Origin of the sequence: Ochrobactrum sp. WV_118_8 (assembly GCF_039631535.1) — a bacterium.
In the GTDB taxonomy this organism is placed as follows: Bacteria; Pseudomonadota; Alphaproteobacteria; order Rhizobiales; family Rhizobiaceae; genus Brucella; species Brucella anthropi.
The window spans coordinates 1,877,540-1,895,116 of the sequence record NZ_JBDIUZ010000002.1 but is presented as its reverse complement, the minus strand read 5'-3'; the positions used below and the strand labels follow the sequence as shown (position 1 = coordinate 1,895,116).

Sequence of the window (17,577 nt, the reverse complement as noted above, 5' to 3'; positions counted from 1 at the left end):
GGCAAAAGGCCGTTGGCGCGCAGGTCTCAGCCCGCGCGACCAAGCGTTTCAAGCAAGGCCGATTTGCTGATAGCACCGACATAACGGTTCTGGCGGTCAGTGACCGGGACCGGCCAAGGGCTTTCCGCCACCTGTGTCAGCAATCCGGCAAGCGGCGCTTCGGCTTCGATAGCAGAGACGCTATCCAGTCTCTCGCCATCCTGCGCGACAGCACCCTTTGCCAGCGCATCACGACTGACCATGCCGCGATATGTGCGGTCGGCATCGATCAACACGCCGAACGTCTTGCCGCTCGCGTCGAAACGCTCGAGCGCCGTCGCCAGCTGTTCGGGTTCAAACACGATCAGCTCGTCGTCGCGAGCCACATCAGCGGCTTTGAATACGCGGGACACGTCGACATTGCGGAAGAAGGAACGAACATAATCGTTGGCCGGTGCGGACACGATTTCGTTCGGCGTTCCCACCTGGACGACCTTGCCGTGCTGCATGATGCAGATACGGTCACCGATACGCATGGCTTCGTCCAGATCATGGCTCACGAAAATGATCGTCCGGCTATGTTCAGCCTGCAGCCGCTTGAGTTCATCCTGCATTTCGGTGCGGATCAGCGGATCAAGGGCAGAAAATGCCTCGTCCATCAGAAGAATGGTCGGCTCGCTTGCCAGCGCGCGCGCCAGTCCGACACGCTGCTTCATACCGCCGGAAAGCTGATCCGGCATACTGTGGGCATATGGTTCAAGACCAACAGCAGCGAGTGCTTTCAGTGCCTTCTGGTGACGTTCAGCCTCACCCATTCCGGCCACTTCGAGACCGAACGACGCATTGTTCAGAACCGAACGATTGGGCAGGAGCGCAAAAGACTGGAACACCATGCTCATGTCGCGACGACGAAGATCGATCAGCTCGCGCTTCGTCATTTTGACGATATCGCGGCCGTCCACTTCGATGGAACCGGCAGTCGGTTCGATCAAGCGATTGAGCAGACGCAGAAGCGTGGATTTGCCCGAGCCGGAGAGGCCCATAATAACGAATACTTCGCCTTCATAGATGTCGAAGGTCGCATCATCGACGCCGATTGTTGCGCCAAGTTCGCTGTGAATCTGGGTTTTTGATTTACCTGCGCGCAATTCTTGCATTGCACGCTCCGGGTCATCGCCGAAGACTTTAAAAACTCTCTTCAAGCTTATTTTCGTCTCAGCCGGCGACTTCATACTTTCTTCCTTGTATAAAATACCATGCATTAAGTTTAACCCCGCTGTGCTGGCGGACTTAATCTCCTTTTTAACATTGATAGAACTTCATTCCAGCGCAAAGTGCCCACACGCGATCTGCGTTCCGCAAACGGTCCGCATGGAATGATTATCGATAGATTGCTTGATTCTATATAGGTCATTTCCCGACATGTCCACCCACAGCCGTGAATTCATCTGAATGATCCGTCCAGCAACCGTCCCCTTGAATGATTTTTTTGAAGGGTTGCACGACGCATTTCGAGGGCTGTTCGACACTGCCTAAAGCAGGAGGCAATCGACCAGCTTGAACACAATAGTAGTCCCGATCCAGTCAATTACCGGAACACCCTGCGACAAATATGCTATCAGCTGCGACATCGTCCGAATTAGTACAATTCGGGATAAAAATGACTATAATTACAGAAAAATAGTGTGATTATACTGTCGCTCGGAATTATCTAGTCTATACATAAAGACGACGCGGATTGAGCAATCCGCGCCGTGATAGACCTGTTTCAAAGGCCTGTTTCTTCAACGATAAGCCATATATCCGACAAAGCCGGTGATCTTCCAGCGTGCCCCGTCGCGACGACAAAAATAAAGCGTCTGCCAGTTGAGGCGATCGATTGTTCCGTCCTTTCTGGCGATCGTTCCATCGAATTTTTTCCGTGCGAGAGCGACGTCGCCGGTAATATCGATCACACTCAGGTTGGTCGCACGAAAGATACCGTCCGCCAGAGATTCGGCATATTCCACCGCTGCACTCTCCGCTGCCTGTCGCAGCCATTCATCGCGATAACTTGCGAGCGTCGGAAAACCGGCGTCCCAATTGTCAGGATCGCGATCATTGTGCGCATGAATGCCAAGGAAGCGCACCTCATCGAAATCATCGGCCACCAATGACCAGTCCTGCGATACGAAGGCCTCGATATCGCGCCGTACAAGCATCTCCCAAATCTGCTCGCGATCCTTGTCGCCAGCAAACGGATTGGCCGCACCCTTCATGCTATCCTCCTGATTATCTTAATTTTCCACGTGCGGCGACCGGCAGGATATCGACGACATCCTCGCCCGAAACAAGATGAACTTCATCAAAGAGATTGGAAACGACGCAGACGTGGTCGGGAATAATTCGGAGCCGCTCACCAACCTTCAGACCCGCGACATCACCAACCAGCTTGCCGTGCTCCTCACTCAGGCCGATCACACGGGCATCGGGACGGCCCATCACTTCACCAAAGTCGCTCAGTCCCAGCGTATCGCTGGATAGTGCCTTGGACCCGGCATCAATGATCGCTCGTTCTGATGTTGGATGGCTGACGACCGTTGAAAGCACCGTCAAGGCGCAGTCATCCACTGTCGCCGCGGCCTTTTCGACCTGATAACGATCGAAATAGATATAGGTGCCGGGGCGATATTCGGTGACGACGCTGTCGCTGGGTTTGCGCCACATATCGGGCGTGCCGCCGCTTGAAATCGTCTCGCAGGGAAGGCCATTCGCCTCCAGCAACTCACGGGCCGAATAAAGCCATTGTTCAGCCTCGTCCGGCTTACCCGCTGCGGGATAGGTCATCAGACCACCGAAACGCAGTCCTGCGCTCTGGTCTATAATGCGTGCCAGCTCCAGGGCTTCGGCTGGCGTCTGCACGCCACAGCGCCCCATGCCCGTGTCGCATTCGACAAGCACTTTCAACGGATGCTTTTCATCAGTGAAACGCGCCGCCAGTCCTGCAAGGGAGGTTCGATTATCGACCGTTACAGACAGGGTGATGCGTTGATGCAGCGTATGAAGGCGATCAAGCTTTTCCTGTCCGAGAATATTGTAGGGCAGGAAAATGTTCGTCAGCCCGGCATCGGCCATGACTTCTGCCTCGCCTAGCTTCTGGCAGGTGATCCCGGTCGCGCCCGCTTCCACCTGCATTTTGGCGAAGAGCGGCAGCTTATGCGTCTTGATATGCGGGCGCAGTTTAACCCCCACCGCATCCGCATGGGCCTGCGCCTTGGCGATGTTCGCCTTCACGCGATCAATATCGATGAGGATCGCAGGTGTATCCACCTCGTGAACGGTTTTCGGTCTGGTCATGGATCAGTCTCCCAGCGGCAAGCGCGGATCGTCTATGGTGAGCGTATTGAGGCTATGCTTGATGCGGCGCAGGCTTTCCAGCACCTTCGGGCCACGCGCTTCTGCTGTCGCCGTGGCGATCATGTCGAGAATGGCCAGCAGCGCGAAGCGTGACGATGTCGGCTTGTAGATATTGCCGTCTTCATTGGCCTGATATGGAATGAGCACATCCGCCGCCTTGGCGAGATCGGAACCGGCAGGCGTGATCGCTACCGTCTGCGCTCCATATTGCCGCGCAACCAGCACGGCCTCCACCACCGAACGCGCAAAGCCGGAGACGGAGAAAGCGATTACCGTTGTTTCATGCGTGGTGACGGCGGCATACATGCGCTGTAATTGCCCATCAACCTGTGCGCTGACCGGAATACCGAGCCGGAACAAGCGGTTCTGCATTTCTGTTGCCAGCATGGACGAGATGCCGCCAGACCCGAGACATAGCACAGGGCCACCGGCGGCAAGCCGTTCGGCCACTTTCATCAACACGCCCATGTCGAGCCCGTCGCTGGCGCGCTGGATAGCAGCAACTGCCGCATCGGTCACAGCCGTCGCTATGCGGCTTTCACGCACATCCCGCGCGGGGATTTCAGCCGTCAGATACTGCCCGCCGATGGCCAAGGCCTGCGCCAGAAAGAACTTGAAGTCACGAACCCCGTCACAGCCAAGTGCCCGGCAAAAACGTGTCACCGTGGGTTCGCTGACACCTGCTCTGGCCGCAATTTCCGAGATTGCCGCCTTGGAAGCATAATCGGGATCGGCCAGCACGAGTGCAGCCAGCCTCCGGTCGGATTTCGATCCGTCCTGCGCCACGACATGCAGCCGCGTGATGATGTCGGCAACCTTGCTCATCGGAAATTCAAAGCGGGAGACCGCTATCCTTGTCGAAAAGATGTATGTGTTCGCTCTTCGCAGTTACAGGCACTTGCTCGCCGGGCGCAAGACGTATGCGCTCGCGAAACACAGCTCGTATAGGCTGTCCTGCAATCCGGCCATAAATATGCGTTTCCGGACCAGTCGGCTCGATCACCTCGACGGTGAGTTTCAGCCCCTTGCCATCCGGCGCGACCGTAAAATTTTCCGGTCGAATGCCTGCTTCCACCTGCCGGATTTCGGATGATCCCGCGCCAACAGCGATTTCCTCGCCCTCTCCGGTACGGAATACTCCGTCTGACACAGTTCCCGGAATGAAACTCATCGACGGCGAGCCGATAAAGCCCGCGACAAACTTGTTGGCAGGACGATCGTAAAGATCCAGCGGTGCACCGATCTGTTGAATCTTACCCTGATTCATGACCACAATCCGGTCGGCCATGGTCATGGCCTCAATCTGGTCATGGGTGACATAGATCACCGTCGACTTCAGCCGCTGATGTAGCGCCTTGATTTCCGTGCGCATCTGCACGCGCAATTGCGCATCCAGATTGGAAAGCGGCTCATCAAACAGAAATACCGACGGTTCGCGAACAATGGCGCGCCCCATGGCGACGCGCTGGCGCTGCCCGCCTGAAAGCTGGCGTGGGTAGCGATCAAGATAGGAATGGAGATTGAGGATGGACGCCGCCCTGTCGACCTTCGCGGCCGTTTCTTCTGACTTCTCGCCGCGAATGCGCGGACCAAAGCCGATGTTTTCACGCGCCGTCATATGCGGAAACAGCGCATAGGATTGAAACACCATCGCAATATTGCGCTTTTGCGGTGGCAACTCGTTAGCCCGTTCCCCACCAATCAGAAGGTCACCACCGGAAATGGGTTCAAGCCCGGCCACCATCCGCAAAAGCGTGGATTTTCCGCAGCCGGAAGGGCCAACCAGTACGAGAAACTCTCCACTTTGAATATCGAGGTCGACATGGTCGAGGACCGTTAATTGTCCGAAAGTCTTGGTGATGCCGCGCAGAGAAACCTCTTTCATCGGTCAGTTCCCTCCGAGAATATCTTCGATGAAAGGACGGCAGCCCGCAGTCAGCCCGGCATCGACCGGAAGGATCGCGCCGGTAATCCCCGATGCGCGGTCAGAGGCCAGAAATGCTACCGTTTCCGCCACTTCACGCGTGTCAACGATGCGCCCCAGCGGATAAAAGCGCTGTAGGCGCTCCAGCACGCTCGCATCCTGTGCGATACGATGATCCCATGCGGGTGTTCTTATCGACCCCGGACAGACGACGTTGGCACGCACGCCCTTCCTTCCGAACTCAACCGCAATACCACGCGCAAAGGCATTGATTCCGGCTTTGGCAGCCGCATAAGCCGGGTTTCCGAAATGCAGGAGACCGTTGACCGAGGAAATGAAGACGAAAACGCCTTGTCCTCGCGCTGCCATGGCCTGCGCCATGACATTTGAAAATCCGGCAACCGCAGTCAGGTTGAGATCGATCTCAGCGTCGATGTTGCCCTGATCCAGCCCATCGAAGGTCTCGGCACGGGTCCAGCCCGCATTGTTGATGACAATATCGGGCAGGCCCGATTCCGCTATTATCCGCTTTGCAGCCAGCTCCAGCCCGTCGCGATCAAGCAGATCAAAGGCATGACGCACATGAAAATCATCGCCGGTCATTGCCTCCAGTGTCGTATCGCAACCGATCACGCGGGCGCCGCGTTCAGAGAACAGCTTGACCAGCGCTCTTCCAACACCGCCACCGGCTCCGGTAACCAGCACCGACTTTCCGGTAAATTCGCCTGCTTGCTCCACGCTATTCCCCTTTTATGCGGCAGCTTTCTGCACCTGTTTATTCCCACCAGCGTAAAAGTCAAAATGTAAGTTTGCAACAAAACTTTTCGCTTGAAAGTGCAGATTAAGCCGATAATGTAAGAAAATAACAAAAATAGATCGTCTCCGCACCAATGCGGGGCAAAACAAGGGAACGGGAAGATGTCTATCAATAAATGGAAGGCCGGCCTGCTGGCCGGATTGAGCGTTCTGGCGCTGTCATCGGTTGCGAATGCAGGCGAAGTGCGCATGACCGTCGCGGAGTACAGCTCCAAGACCGGCCCCTACTTCGAAGAGGTCAAGAAGGCATTTGAAGCTGCCAATCCCGGCATCACGCTCAACTTTGAAGTGGTTCCATGGGATGTACTTCTGCAGAAACTGACCACCGACATTTCAGCAGGCACCAACGCAGACCTTTCGATCATCGGCACACGCTGGTTGATCGATTTCGTGCAACAGGGCATCGCCGAACCGCTCGACGGTTACATGAACGACGAGTTCAAGGGCCGGTTCATCGAGACTTTCCTGTCTCCGTCCATCCTTGAGGGCAAGACTTACGGCCTGCCGATCGCAGCCTCTGCCCGCGCTATGTATTACAACAAGGATCTGCTGGCCAAGGCAGGCGTCGAAAACCCGCCCGCAACCTGGGACGAGCTGAGAGCCGCCGCCACCAAGATCAAGGCACTTGGCGGAGAGAATTACGGTTTCGGCCTACAGGGCAAGGAAATCGAGACCGACGTTTATTACTATTACGGCATGTGGTCCTATGGGACAGAAATTCTCAACAAGGACGGCACGTCGGGCCTCAGCACACCCGGTGCACTTGAAGCCGCAAAGCTTTACAAGTCGCTGATCGATGATGGCCTGACCCAGCCTGGCGTCACCTCCTATGCCCGTGAAGACGTTCAGAACCTCTTCAAGCAGGGCAAGGTCGGCATGATGATTACCGCGCCCTTTCTTTCCAATCAGATCAAGGAAGAAGCGCCAAACCTCAAATATGGCGTTGCAGCCATTCCTGCCGGACCGACAGGCGCGCGTGGCACTTATGGCGTGACCGATTCCGTCATCATGTTCCAGAATTCCAAGAACAAGGAGGAAGCCTGGAAGGTGCTCGACTTCCTGTTCCAGACTGAATGGCGCGCCAAGTTCACGCAGGGTGAAGGTTTCCTTCCGGTCAACAAGGAAGAAGCGAAGATGGATTATTACGTCAATAATGCCGATCTTGCCGCCTTCACCGCGCTTCTGCCGGATGCCCGCTTTGCACCGATCATTCCGGGCTGGGAAGAAATTGCCGACATCACGTCCAACGCCATGCAGAGCATCTATCTCGGCAAGGGCGAACCTGATGCCGTGCTGAAGGACGCCGCCGCCAAGGCGGATGCAATCCTGAAGAAGTAACACTCCCCGCCTGCCCGGCAGTGCCCTCGCTCTGCCGGGCTTTTTTTCTTTTCAGGGATTTTGATTGCCAATGCAAAGCCGCACCCTGCCCTATCTCCTGATCCTGCCGAGCCTGCTTCTGGCTGCGGTGGTGATCTTCTGGCCCGTGGTGCATCTCGTTGAAATTGCCAGCCATGACGTAAACCGCTTCGGGCAGCTACGCGATTTCAACGACGGCGCAAATTTTACTGCACTTTTCGCAACACCCGATTTTCTGAATGCACTCTGGCGCACCGCACTCTGGACCGTCGCCGTGGTTGGCGGGGCACTTATCGTCTCCATTCCGGTCGCCATCATCCTCAACATGGATTTCTATGGCCGTTCGGTAGCGCGGGTCATCGTCATGCTGCCGTGGGCAGTTTCGCTCACCATGACAGCCATTGTCTGGCGCTGGGCGCTCAATGGCGAAAGCGGAATGCTCAATTCCGCACTGCGCAATCTCGGTATCATCGACAGCAATATTCAATGGCTGGCGAGCGCGGCCACCGCCTTTCCAATGCAAATACTGGTCGGCATTCTGGTCACCGTGCCGTTCACGACCACCATATTTCTCGGCGGACTGTCATCCATCCCGGAGGATCTTTATGAAGCGTCGTCTCTCGAAGGCGCTAGCCTGTGGCAGCAGTTTCGCGAAATCACGTTTCCGCTGCTCAAGCCCTTCGTCAACATCGCCATCGTGCTCAATACGATCTATGTCTTCAATTCATTCCCGATCATCTGGGTCATGACGCAGGGTGGACCGGCAAACTCCACCGATATTCTGGTAACGCATCTCTACAAGCTGGCTTTCCGCCTCGGAAAGCTGGGAGAAGCCTCCGCCGTATCGCTTATCATGCTGGCAATACTCCTCGTCTTCACGGCGATCTATATCCGCCTCGCAATGCGGGGAGAACGCGCATGACCGGCTCGAAGCTGAAACGCACAATCATTGCCTGGGCCGTTCTGTCGCCGCTTATCGTGCTGACACTGTTTCCCTTCGCGGTGATGTTTTTCACCGCCGTCAAGCCTCCACAGGAGGTCCTATCTCCAACATGGTGGCCAAGCAGCTTCCGCTGGCAGAATTTTTCGGAAATGTGGGTTCAGACCAAATTCGGGCAAGCGCTTCTGAACTCGCTTTACGTTTCGGTTATTGCTTCCGTCGGTGCCATCATTGTTTCCATTCCTGCCGCCTATGCCATGTCGCGCTTCCGCTTTGCAGGCCACGGTGCATTCCGGCAATTCCTGCTGATTTCGCAGATGATCTCGCCCATCGTTCTGGTGCTGGGCCTTTTCCGGCTGCTCGCCGCCTATGGATTGATTGAAAGTGTCTCCGCGGTCGGCGCGGTCTATATGGCCTTCAACATCGCCTTCACCGTGTGGATGCTGCAAAGCTATTTCGACACCATACCGCGCGATCTGGAAGAAGCTTCGTGGATGGAAGGCGCCGGGCGCGGCAAGACACTGATAAAAGTGTTTCTGCCGCTCTGCCTGCCCGCCATTGCCGTCACGGCAATCTTCACCTTCATCAATGCATGGAACGAATTTGTCGTGGCGCTGACCATGCTGCGCAGGCAGGAAAGCTACACCCTGCCCATTCAGGTCTTCTCGCTCGTCGCGGGGCGCTACACGGTCGAATGGCACTACGTCATGGCAGCCACCTTTCTTGCAACACTGCCGGTCGCCATCCTTTTCATCTGGCTCCAGCGCTATCTCATCAAGGGACTGGCCCTTGGAGCAGTCAAATAACCGGAGAAAATCATGTCCAGAAAACAGGTCTTCGGCGCATCACATGTGCCACTTTCCCCCGCCGTTCGCGCAGGCGACACAGTCTATATTTCGGGTCAGGTACCGGTCGGACCAAACGGCCAAATTGTTGAAGGCGGCATCGAAGCCCAGACAAAACAGGTCCTCGAAAACGTCAAGGCCGCACTTGCGCTTGCAGGCGCCACAATGGAAGACGTGGTCAAAACCACCATATGGCTGGAAGATGCTCGGGATTTCGGGCGGATGAATGCCGTTTACGGCACCTATTTTCCAAAAGAGCCTCCCGCGCGCACCACGGTTGAATCCCGCCTGATGATCGACATCAAGATCGAAGTCGAAGCCATCGCCTACGCACCACAAAATTAGCACGTCACCTCCCCGCACAGAGTATTTCCATGCGCATTTTCACCGCATCGCTTGCGACAGAAACCAACACGTTCTCGCCGGTTCCAACCGACAGGGCCTCGTTCGAGATGGCTTTTTATGCCGCGCCGGGCAAGCATCCGGAAACGCCGACGCTTTGCTCTTCGCCCATTGTCGCATTGCGCAAGCGTGCGGCAGCGGAAGGGCTGACCGTCATCGAAGGCACTGCCACCTGGGCGGAACCGGGCGGATTGTTGCAGCGGCAGACGTTCGAGGAATTGCGCGATGAAATCCTTGACCAGCTGAAAGCCGCAATGCCCGTTGATGCAGTCGTGCTCGGCCTGCATGGCGCCATGGTCGCTCAAGGTTACGACGATTGCGAGGGGGATCTTCTGGAACGCGTGCGCGCCATTGTCGGGCCGGATATTCTGGTTGCCAGCGAATTCGATCCGCATAGCCATCTGACGCCGAAGCGTGTCGAAAACCTCAATATTTTCGCGTCGTTCCTCGAATTTCCTCACACGGATTTTTATGAGCGCGGCGAGCATGTGGTCGATCTTGCGCTGGACGCCCTGAAAGGTCACATCAAGCCGGTCATATCCACATTCGACTGCCATATGATCAGTGTTTTTCCCACAAGCAAGGAACCGATGCGCTCCTTCGTCGACCGCATCAAGGCGATGCACGGCAAAGACGGAATTCTGTCGATCTCCGTCATTCATGGCTTCATGGCTGCCGATGTGCCGGAAATGGGAACCCGTATTCTCGTCGTCACAGACAACGATCCGGCAAAGGGGGCAGCACTTGCCGAAAAACTCGGGCGTGAACTGATTGCGATGCGCGAGCAGACATTGATGACCATGTTCGACACCGATCAGGGCATCGACCGGGCGCTGGCTGCCCATGCAGCCAATCCCGCCAAACCTGCGGTGATCGCCGATGTATGGGACAATCCCGGCGGCGGGGTTGCAGGCGACGGAACCTATGTCCTTCGCCGCCTGATCGAACGCGGCATCGACAATATAGGCATTGCTACGATCTGGGACCCCATCGCAGTGACCTTCTGTCATGCGGCAGGCGAAGGCGCGGTGATCGATCTTCGTTTCGGCGGCAAGTCCGGTCCGCTTGGTGGCGAACCCATCGATGCGCGTGTGACAGTCATGAAAACCCTTGCCGAAGGCTGGCAGAGTTTTGGCCCAAGCCGCGTGACGCTGGGGGCCTCGGCAGTCGTGCGCCTAGAAGGCACCGAGACCGATATCATTCTCAACACCAACCGGACGCAGACATTCGAGCCGGATATCTTCTCCAATATCGGCATCGATCCGATGAAGAAGGATATACTGGTAGTCAAATCCACCAATCATTTCCACGCAGGCTTCGTGCCGATTGCTGCCGAGATTATCTATGTCGCGGCGCCCAGCTCCTATCCGAGCAATCCGCGCACGACCAATTACCGCAAGCTCAGCCGTGCCATCTGGCCGCGTGTCGAAAACCCGTGGTGAACAAACGAAAAAAGCGCGGGAATTTCCCGCGCTTTTTTTGAGCATTTCCGGTTTAAATTAAAACATTGGAAATGCTCTATCTCTTTGTTTTTTCGTATTATCCGACGCAAAACCGCTTCGCACTTTTGCTGGAAATGCTCTAATGAGCCAGATAGGTTGAGATAATCGGCACGTAAGTGACCAGCGCCAGCAGGATGAACAGCGCCATATACATGCTGAATGCCTGGCGGGTGAAATCTCCCACCCTCACCTTCGCAATATTGCAGACCATCAGCATGACCGTTCCGACAGGCGGTGTCAGCGTGCCAATCGACAGGTTGATAATCACGATGATACCGAAATGCACAGGATCAATGCCCAGAGCCTTTACCGTCGGCATCAGAAGCGGCACCAGAACGATCATCAGGGCCGTGCCCTCGATCAGCGCGCCGAGAATCAGCAAGATCACGTTGACTGCCAGCAGGAACGCATAAGGATTGCTGGTGAAGGACGAGATCAGCTGCATCAGCGACTGGCCGGCCTGTTCAAGCGAAAACACCCATGCGAGCGCCGATGATGCCATGATGACCAGCATGACGGACGCGGTCGATTTCGCCGTTTCGATCAGCGAATCCACCACATGCGAGACGCGCATTTCGCGATAGATCACGAAGCCGATTATCAGAACCAGCGTAACGGCAACTGCACCGGCTTCCGTCGGGGTGAAGATGTTCAAGCGGATGCCGCCGATGATCGCGAACAGCAGCAGCACCGCAGGCCATGCCGAAGCAAGCGTCGAGGCAACTTCGGCGCCGCTCATCCGCTTTTCACGGCTTGGCTTGTAGCCGCGCTTTACCGATGTCGCATAAGCCGCGATCATCAGGATAACGGCGCCCAGAATGCCCGGCAGCACACCTGCCATGAACATCTTGCCAATGGAAACATCCGCAATCAGACCATAGATGATGAGCGCAATGCCGGGAGGAATGATCGGCGTAATCAGCGAGCCAGCTGCCGTCACCGCGCAGGAGAACGCTTTGTCATAGCCACGCTTGACCATTTCCGGCACCATCATGCGGGTGAGCATGGCGCTGTCGGCCAGATTGGAAGCGCTGACGCCACCCATCAGGGTGGAAACCATGATGTTGGTAAGTGCCATGCCGCCGCGCATACGACCGACCAGAATTTCCGCGACCTTGATCAGACGTTCTGCAATGCCGGTATGCGACATCACCGTACCAAGCATGATGAAGAACGGAATGGCAAGCAGCGACGTGTTCTGTGCCGGGCTGATGAAGCGCTGCACGGCAATCGCTATCGGCATCTGATTGAAAAAGGTGAAATAGGTGAAGACCGCAATCAAAATGGCCACATAGAGGCGCATATTGAGCGCGATCAGCGCCAGCATGATGAGAACGATGGTTGTCAGGTTCATGCCTTGCCTCCCGCAAAAGCGGCGCGCAAGGATTTGAATGCGCCTGCAAACATATAAAGAGCGATAATGACGAAGCCGACCGGCACAGCGATATCGATCCAGTAATAGGAGACCCGCAGCACGTCAGTCACTTTGAACTGAGCCGCAACCGAAAGCTTGTAACCGGCATAGGACACGTAAAGCAGGAACAGTCCCGACAGGATGGAGACGATGGCGTTGACGACATCGCGCACCTTTTCCGACAGCAGATCCACGAGCATCGGAATGGCAAGATGCTGGTTGCTGCGTTCTGCGGCGACACTGCCAAGCATCACGATCCAGATCATCAACAGACCGGCCATTTCCTCGGTCCATTGCAATGGCTGATGCATCCAATAACGCATGACGACGGCAATGTTGAACATCGCAAGCAGGATGAACAGCGGCACAGCAGCCAGCCATTCGATCAGTTTTTCAAAGTATTTCATCGGATTGAGTTCCACGATCGAGCCATGCCGCGGCAAACCGCGACACGGCATTATCCGAGTAAGGATGGATCAGTTCAGTTCGGCTTTGATCTTGTCATAAAGGCCGGGCGACCATTCCGGGAACTGGGTGTAGACCTTTTCAGCAAGTGCCTTGAAAGGAGCGCGGTCGACATCGATAATCTCGACACCGGCTTCCTTCATCTTCTCGATCATTTCATTGTCTTTTTCGATCGTCAGCTTCTGGCTGTAGAGACCCGCATCGTAAGCGGACTCATGGATCATCTTGAGCTGATCTTCCGGCAGCGTGGAGAAGAAGGCTTCGCCGCCGACAATCAGAGCAACGTTGGTCAGATAGCCGACCTTGCTCAGATACTTGGCTTCTTCCTGGAACTTCTGGCCGTAAAGAACCGAGATCGGGTTCTCAACGCCATCAATCACGCCCTGCGCCAGCGCCGGGAAGGTTTCGCCCAGCGGCATCGGGGTTGGCGTTGCGCCCATGGCTTCGAAAGTCTTGATCTGCATGACGTTGTTCGGCACGCGAATCTTCATGCCCTTCAAATCTTCAGGCGTACGGATCGGCTTCTTGGAAATGATCTGACGAATGCCGTAGAGATAGTTCGGCATTACGATGTGAATGCCCTTCTTCTTCAGCTCTTCACTCTTTTCCTTGAACCAGGGACCATCATAAACTTTGAAAAGCTGTGCCGGATCATCGGTCAGGAACGGACCGTAGAGTACGCCGAGGTCCGGGTCATATTCGGCCAGAAAGCCAACGTCGGAAATGGTCACGACATTGAGCCCCATCATGGCCTGCTCGGTCACGTCCTTCTTGGAGCCAAGCTGCGAGCTTGGATAGAGTTCGAGCGTGATCTCGCCATTGCTGCGCTTGGCAAGATCATCTTTCCAGTAATGCATCACCTCATCGAAAGGCTCGCCGGGGTTGTTTTCATAGGCAACCTTGATCGAAACATTGGCAGCATAGGCAGCCATGCTTCCTGCCAGCAGCATGCTGGCGGCGATCATGCCGGTAACGAGTTTCTTCATCTTTGTCCTCCCATATGGGGTCATTAAACAATTGGCCTTAGGGCCGGTTTCCTCCGTTAGAGCGCCATGCGTCCAATTTGGACGCATAAAGGACGCTCTAATTTCTTCAGTTTACGCATCGATTTTCCATCGATGCGTGGCAGCCCACGTCTTCCTTCCCGACGTGGAGCATTTGCTTCGATTTCAGTCGCGTTCGATGATGATCTTCAAAACGTTACGGTCGCCGTCCCAGTAAGGGAGTGCCGCTTCAGCCTCATCAAACGGAAATATCTTCGAGATCAGCTTGTCGGCATCCGCCCCAAGCTTTTCCAGATGCGCAATGACGGCCTCGAAATCGGTCAGCGTCGCATTGCGTGATCCCATGATGTCGAGTTCCTTCAGGTTGAAGAACTGCGTCTGATAGGTGACTGGCGCCTTGGAATAGCCGACATAAACCACCCGGCCCGCAAAGCCCGCCAGGTCGACAGCCTGCGTGAAGGTGATCGGCAGGCCGACTGCTTCGAAAGCAACATCCACGCCGTCGTCGTTGGTCAGTTCCTGAACCTTGGCGACGACATCCTCACCGCCCGGCAATGCGTGCGTTGCGCCGAATTGCAGTGCGAGTTCGCGCTTTTCGGCACTTGGATCAATGGCGATGACCTTGGCACCGCGCGCCAGCGCGCCGATGAGAACACCCATACCGATCATGCCGCAACCGAGAACAGCAACCGTATCACCTGCCTGAACACGTCCGCGCTCGACGGCATGGAAGCCAACCGAAAGCGGCTCGACCAGCGCCAGATGGCGGGGCGCCAGTGTCTCATTGAGGATCAATTTTTCGGCAGGCAACACGATCTGGTCGGCCAGTCCGCCATTTTGCTGCACGCCGAGCGTCTTGTTATAACGGCACGCATTGAGCCGACCTTTGCGGCAGGACGAGCATTCACCGCAATTCGTATAAGGCAGCACGATAACCCGCTTGCCTTTGACATAGGCAGCGCTGACACCCTCTCCGGCTTCCATGATCTCGCCGCCGATTTCATGCCCAGGAATGCGGGGCAGCTGCACCAGCGGATTAAGCCCCTTGAAGGTGTTCAGATCGCTGCCGCAGAGACCCACGTGCCGAACCCGCACACGGACCTGACCGGCCAGCAACGGCGCTTCGTCGATTTCTGCAAAACGTGTGACGTTTTCGCTCTCGATACGCAGAGCTTTGACCATCGAATTATTCCTGTCAGTCGTCATTAAAGAAAGGGATCAGGTTACGGCGCCGACCTGCCAAGGCACGAATTCGTTGTCGCCATAGTCGTAGACTTCACTCAACGTCTTCTCGCCGGATGCGACCGCGATGATATGTTCGAAGATGCGGATGCCGGACTGTTCGATGGTCTCGTCGCCGGTGACGATACCGCCGCAATTGATGTCCATGTCTTCCTTCATGTGCTCGTACATTTCGGAATTCGTGGCAATCTTGATGCAAGGCGAAGGTTTGAAACCGGAAACCGAACCACGGCCAGTGGTGAAGCAGATCACGTTGCAGCCACCGGCCACCTGTCCAGTCACCGCGACGGGATCGTAACCCGGCGTATCCATGAAAGTGAAACCCTGTTCCGTGACGGTTTCGGCAAACTCATAGACGGCCTTGAGCGGCATGGAACCACCCTTGGCAACTGCACCGAGCGATTTTTCCAGAATGGTGGTCAGCCCGCCGAGCTTGTTGCCATGCGATGGATTGTTGTTGAGTTCGTCGCCATTGCGCGCCGTGTAATCACGCCACCAGTCGATGCGCTGCAACAGCTTTTCAGCGACCGCAGGCGTTACTGCGCGACGGGTCAAAAGATGTTCGGCACCATAAATTTCCGGCGTTTCCGAAAGAACGGTCGTGCCGCCATTGCGCACGATAAGGTCCGAGGCATAGCCCAATGCCGGATTGGCCGAAATGCCGGAATAGCCATCCGAGCCGCCGCATTCCAGCGCTACTTTCAACTTCGACAGAGGCTGTTTGGTGCGCACCGCCGAATTGACCAGCGGCAGCATTTCCTTGATCTCGGCGATCGCATGATCGATGGTCTTACGCGTGCCGCCATGCTGCTGGATCGTCATGGTGCGCAGGCGCGAGCCTTCTTCCATGCGGTAATGTTCGAGGATCGGCGCGATCTGGTTGGTTTCGCAGCCAAGCCCGATCAGCAGGATGCCGCCGAAATTCGGGTGCTTGGCATAGCCCTGAATAGTGCGCGTCAACAGGCGATAGCCTTCCGACTTGGTGTTGAGCGCACAGCCGCTGCCATGTGTCAGCGCCACGACGCCATCGACATTGTCGAAACCATCGAGACCGCCCATGCGGTTGAAATAATCGGCGATGTAACGCGACACCGTGGCCGAGCAATTGACCGACGAAATCACCCCAATGAAATTGCGCGTGCCGACACCGCCAGCACCCCGGTCATAGCCCATGAAATGACGACGCTCCGCCTCGGGCAGCATACCGCGCTCTTCAATATCGATGGAGAACTGATGCTCGTGTTCGGAGGGCAGCATGGCGAGATTCTGCAAATGCACATGCTCGCCCTGAGCGATATCCTTCGTCGCAACGCCGATCACCTGACCGTATTTCAGGACTTCCTTGCCTTCCGGAATATCACGAATGGCAACCTTATGCCCGCGACCGATCAGTTCGCTGGCCCTGATCCCGTCAAGGCCGATCGGATCACCGGCGCGAACCGAAATGCGCGCAACGGCAACATCATCCGACGGATGCAGCAGAATAACCGGCGCAACCGCTGTATCAACGGATTCATTCATTTGTCTGACCTCACTCCCAAATCGTCCCGGCTAACTACTCGCTGGGTTCATTATCCATCCAACGCTGCTTGGACCGGTCCAGATGCGTTCGCATGGCAGCCTGCGCCTGAAGCGGATCCCTCGCTTCCAGCGCCGCATAGATGGCTTCATGCTCGGCCAAAGCCAGAGCCCATGTATCGTTGTCCTCGAAGCGCGTCCTGATATGCGACGTCAGCGGACTATGCCGCTCGTCAAAAAGGTCGCGCACGATGCGCACCAGCACGGAATTGCCCGATTGTTCGGCAATGAGCAGATGAAACTGCCTGTCGAGCTCAATCGCCTTTCGCCCGGCATCGACATTCACCTTCATTGCGTCAATCGTTGCGCGCAACTCGGCAAGCCTTTCAGGCGTCATGCGCGCACAAGCCGTGACGACCACGCTGCCTTCGACCATTTCGCGCGCCTGCATGATTTCTAGCGGGCTCTCGCCGATGGAAGCGCCATGTAAAAGCGAACGCTTTTCCGACTCTGCCGTGACATAGATGCCGGACCCCATGCGGATTTCGACATTACCGGCGATTTCGAGTGCAATAAGCGCCTCGCGCAGCGAAGGCCGCGACACGCCAAGTTGCTGCGCCAGCTCGCGTTCAGCCGGTAGCCTACTGCCAGCAGGAAACTGGCCGTCCTGGATAAGGCTTCTCACCCGGTCTGCAATCTGCTGATAAAGCCTGCGCGGTTCCGCAGTTGCCGTAAAATCGCTCATAGCGCTCCCAAATCCGCCTCTCCTCGAAT

At 56.1% G+C, this 17,577-nt stretch carries 17 protein-coding genes; 5 read left to right on the top strand and 12 right to left on the bottom strand.

Going from position 1 to position 17,577, the window contains the following annotated elements; translation table 11 throughout:
• Nucleotides 1-26: 26 nt before the first annotated feature.
• The 6 genes from proV to ABDF71_RS23165 all read right to left on the bottom strand — a co-directional run bounded on the left by proV (nt 27) and on the right by ABDF71_RS23165 (nt 6,037).
• On the bottom strand, nt 27-1,211 hold the full coding sequence (proV, locus tag ABDF71_RS23190; RefSeq protein ID WP_151663218.1) for a glycine betaine/L-proline ABC transporter ATP-binding protein ProV: 1,185 nt from the start codon (nt 1,209-1,211) through the stop codon (nt 27-29).
• 552 nt (nt 1,212-1,763) lie between these two features.
• A complete protein-coding gene (locus tag ABDF71_RS23185; RefSeq protein ID WP_010659075.1) occupies nt 1,764-2,237 on the bottom strand; it encodes a hypothetical protein in 474 nt (157 codons plus the stop codon).
• Between the two features lie 13 nt (nt 2,238-2,250).
• Nucleotides 2,251-3,315 (bottom strand): D-TA family PLP-dependent enzyme, encoded by a 1,065-nt coding sequence (locus ABDF71_RS23180; protein WP_036587479.1) that lies wholly within the window; start codon nt 3,313-3,315, stop codon nt 2,251-2,253.
• Nucleotides 3,316-3,318: 3 nt separating this feature from the next.
• The gene (locus ABDF71_RS23175; RefSeq protein WP_010659077.1) at nt 3,319-4,200 is read right to left on the bottom strand and encodes a MurR/RpiR family transcriptional regulator; all 882 of its coding nucleotides are present in this window, start codon (nt 4,198-4,200) and stop codon (nt 3,319-3,321) included.
• Nucleotides 4,201-4,207: 7 nt separating this feature from the next.
• Nucleotides 4,208-5,260 (bottom strand): ABC transporter ATP-binding protein, encoded by a 1,053-nt coding sequence (locus ABDF71_RS23170; protein ID WP_029926991.1) that lies wholly within the window; start codon nt 5,258-5,260, stop codon nt 4,208-4,210.
• Between the two features lie 3 nt (nt 5,261-5,263).
• Nucleotides 5,264-6,037: an SDR family oxidoreductase gene (locus ABDF71_RS23165; RefSeq protein WP_151663219.1), complete on the bottom strand. Its 774-nt coding sequence runs from the start codon at nt 6,035-6,037 to the stop codon at nt 5,264-5,266.
• 180 nt (nt 6,038-6,217) lie between these two features.
• On the opposite strand from ABDF71_RS23165, the gene ABDF71_RS23160 reads away from it, so the two are divergent.
• The 5 genes from ABDF71_RS23160 to ABDF71_RS23140 all read left to right on the top strand — a co-directional run bounded on the left by ABDF71_RS23160 (nt 6,218) and on the right by ABDF71_RS23140 (nt 11,100).
• Nucleotides 6,218-7,453 (top strand): ABC transporter substrate-binding protein, encoded by a 1,236-nt coding sequence (locus ABDF71_RS23160; protein ID WP_029926988.1) that lies wholly within the window; start codon nt 6,218-6,220, stop codon nt 7,451-7,453.
• Nucleotides 7,454-7,523: 70 nt separating this feature from the next.
• Entirely contained in the window at nt 7,524-8,393 is an 870-nt protein-coding gene (locus ABDF71_RS23155; protein ID WP_012093248.1) for a carbohydrate ABC transporter permease, read from the top strand.
• A complete protein-coding gene (locus tag ABDF71_RS23150; RefSeq protein WP_010659082.1) occupies nt 8,390-9,217 on the top strand; it encodes a carbohydrate ABC transporter permease in 828 nt (275 codons plus the stop codon). The genes ABDF71_RS23155 and ABDF71_RS23150 overlap by 4 nt, the downstream gene beginning before the upstream one ends.
• 12 nt (nt 9,218-9,229) lie before the next feature.
• Nucleotides 9,230-9,601 carry a RidA family protein gene (locus tag ABDF71_RS23145; protein WP_036587486.1) on the top strand — a complete coding sequence of 124 codons (372 nt, stop codon included), beginning with the start codon at nt 9,230-9,232 and terminating at the stop codon, nt 9,599-9,601.
• Between the two features lie 29 nt (nt 9,602-9,630).
• Nucleotides 9,631-11,100 (top strand): M81 family metallopeptidase, encoded by a 1,470-nt coding sequence (locus ABDF71_RS23140; RefSeq protein ID WP_151663221.1) that lies wholly within the window; start codon nt 9,631-9,633, stop codon nt 11,098-11,100.
• Between the two features lie 139 nt (nt 11,101-11,239).
• On the opposite strand, the gene ABDF71_RS23135 is transcribed toward ABDF71_RS23140, so the two are convergent.
• The 6 genes from ABDF71_RS23135 to ABDF71_RS23110 form a co-directional block, all read right to left on the bottom strand.
• Nucleotides 11,240-12,514, bottom strand: a complete 1,275-nt coding sequence (locus ABDF71_RS23135; RefSeq protein ID WP_029926981.1) for a TRAP transporter large permease — start codon at nt 12,512-12,514, stop codon at nt 11,240-11,242.
• The gene (locus ABDF71_RS23130; protein WP_181152405.1) at nt 12,511-12,981 is read right to left on the bottom strand and encodes a TRAP transporter small permease; all 471 of its coding nucleotides are present in this window, start codon (nt 12,979-12,981) and stop codon (nt 12,511-12,513) included. The genes ABDF71_RS23135 and ABDF71_RS23130 overlap by 4 nt, the downstream gene beginning before the upstream one ends.
• A gap of 69 nt (nt 12,982-13,050) precedes the next feature.
• Entirely contained in the window at nt 13,051-14,025 is a 975-nt protein-coding gene (locus ABDF71_RS23125) for a C4-dicarboxylate TRAP transporter substrate-binding protein (RefSeq protein ID WP_012093254.1), read from the bottom strand.
• A 183-nt stretch (nt 14,026-14,208) separates the two neighbouring features.
• Nucleotides 14,209-15,225 (bottom strand): zinc-binding alcohol dehydrogenase family protein, encoded by a 1,017-nt coding sequence (locus ABDF71_RS23120; protein WP_151663222.1) that lies wholly within the window; start codon nt 15,223-15,225, stop codon nt 14,209-14,211.
• Nucleotides 15,226-15,261: 36 nt separating this feature from the next.
• Nucleotides 15,262-16,806, bottom strand: coding sequence for a UxaA family hydrolase (locus ABDF71_RS23115; RefSeq protein ID WP_036587493.1), 1,545 nt, complete (start codon nt 16,804-16,806; stop codon nt 15,262-15,264).
• Nucleotides 16,807-16,840: 34 nt separating this feature from the next.
• Nucleotides 16,841-17,548 (bottom strand): FadR/GntR family transcriptional regulator, encoded by a 708-nt coding sequence (locus ABDF71_RS23110; protein WP_010659090.1) that lies wholly within the window; start codon nt 17,546-17,548, stop codon nt 16,841-16,843.
• Nucleotides 17,549-17,577 lie beyond the last annotated feature (29 nt).

What these genes read in the sequence shown, in the direction of transcription:
- proV (WP_151663218.1), bottom strand. Translation starts at nt 1,211, where the DNA reads ATGAAGTCGCCGGCTGAGACGAAAATAAGCTTGAAGAGAGTTTTTAAA.
- ABDF71_RS23185 (WP_010659075.1), bottom strand. Translation starts at nt 2,237, where the DNA reads ATGAAGGGTGCGGCCAATCCGTTTGCTGGCGACAAGGATCGCGAGCAG.
- ABDF71_RS23180 (WP_036587479.1), bottom strand. Translation starts at nt 3,315, where the DNA reads ATGACCAGACCGAAAACCGTTCACGAGGTGGATACACCTGCGATCCTC.
- ABDF71_RS23175 (WP_010659077.1), bottom strand. Translation starts at nt 4,200, where the DNA reads ATGAGCAAGGTTGCCGACATCATCACGCGGCTGCATGTCGTGGCGCAG.
- ABDF71_RS23170 (WP_029926991.1), bottom strand. Translation starts at nt 5,260, where the DNA reads ATGAAAGAGGTTTCTCTGCGCGGCATCACCAAGACTTTCGGACAATTA.
- ABDF71_RS23160 (WP_029926988.1), top strand. Translation starts at nt 6,218, where the DNA reads ATGTCTATCAATAAATGGAAGGCCGGCCTGCTGGCCGGATTGAGCGTT.
- ABDF71_RS23155 (WP_012093248.1), top strand. Translation starts at nt 7,524, where the DNA reads ATGCAAAGCCGCACCCTGCCCTATCTCCTGATCCTGCCGAGCCTGCTT.
- ABDF71_RS23150 (WP_010659082.1), top strand. Translation starts at nt 8,390, where the DNA reads ATGACCGGCTCGAAGCTGAAACGCACAATCATTGCCTGGGCCGTTCTG.
- ABDF71_RS23145 (WP_036587486.1), top strand. Translation starts at nt 9,230, where the DNA reads ATGTCCAGAAAACAGGTCTTCGGCGCATCACATGTGCCACTTTCCCCC.
- ABDF71_RS23140 (WP_151663221.1), top strand. Translation starts at nt 9,631, where the DNA reads ATGCGCATTTTCACCGCATCGCTTGCGACAGAAACCAACACGTTCTCG.
- ABDF71_RS23135 (WP_029926981.1), bottom strand. Translation starts at nt 12,514, where the DNA reads ATGAACCTGACAACCATCGTTCTCATCATGCTGGCGCTGATCGCGCTC.
- ABDF71_RS23130 (WP_181152405.1), bottom strand. Translation starts at nt 12,981, where the DNA reads ATGAAATACTTTGAAAAACTGATCGAATGGCTGGCTGCTGTGCCGCTG.
- ABDF71_RS23125 (WP_012093254.1), bottom strand. Translation starts at nt 14,025, where the DNA reads ATGAAGAAACTCGTTACCGGCATGATCGCCGCCAGCATGCTGCTGGCA.
- ABDF71_RS23120 (WP_151663222.1), bottom strand. Translation starts at nt 15,225, where the DNA reads ATGGTCAAAGCTCTGCGTATCGAGAGCGAAAACGTCACACGTTTTGCA.
- ABDF71_RS23115 (WP_036587493.1), bottom strand. Translation starts at nt 16,806, where the DNA reads ATGAATGAATCCGTTGATACAGCGGTTGCGCCGGTTATTCTGCTGCAT.
- ABDF71_RS23110 (WP_010659090.1), bottom strand. Translation starts at nt 17,548, where the DNA reads ATGAGCGATTTTACGGCAACTGCGGAACCGCGCAGGCTTTATCAGCAG.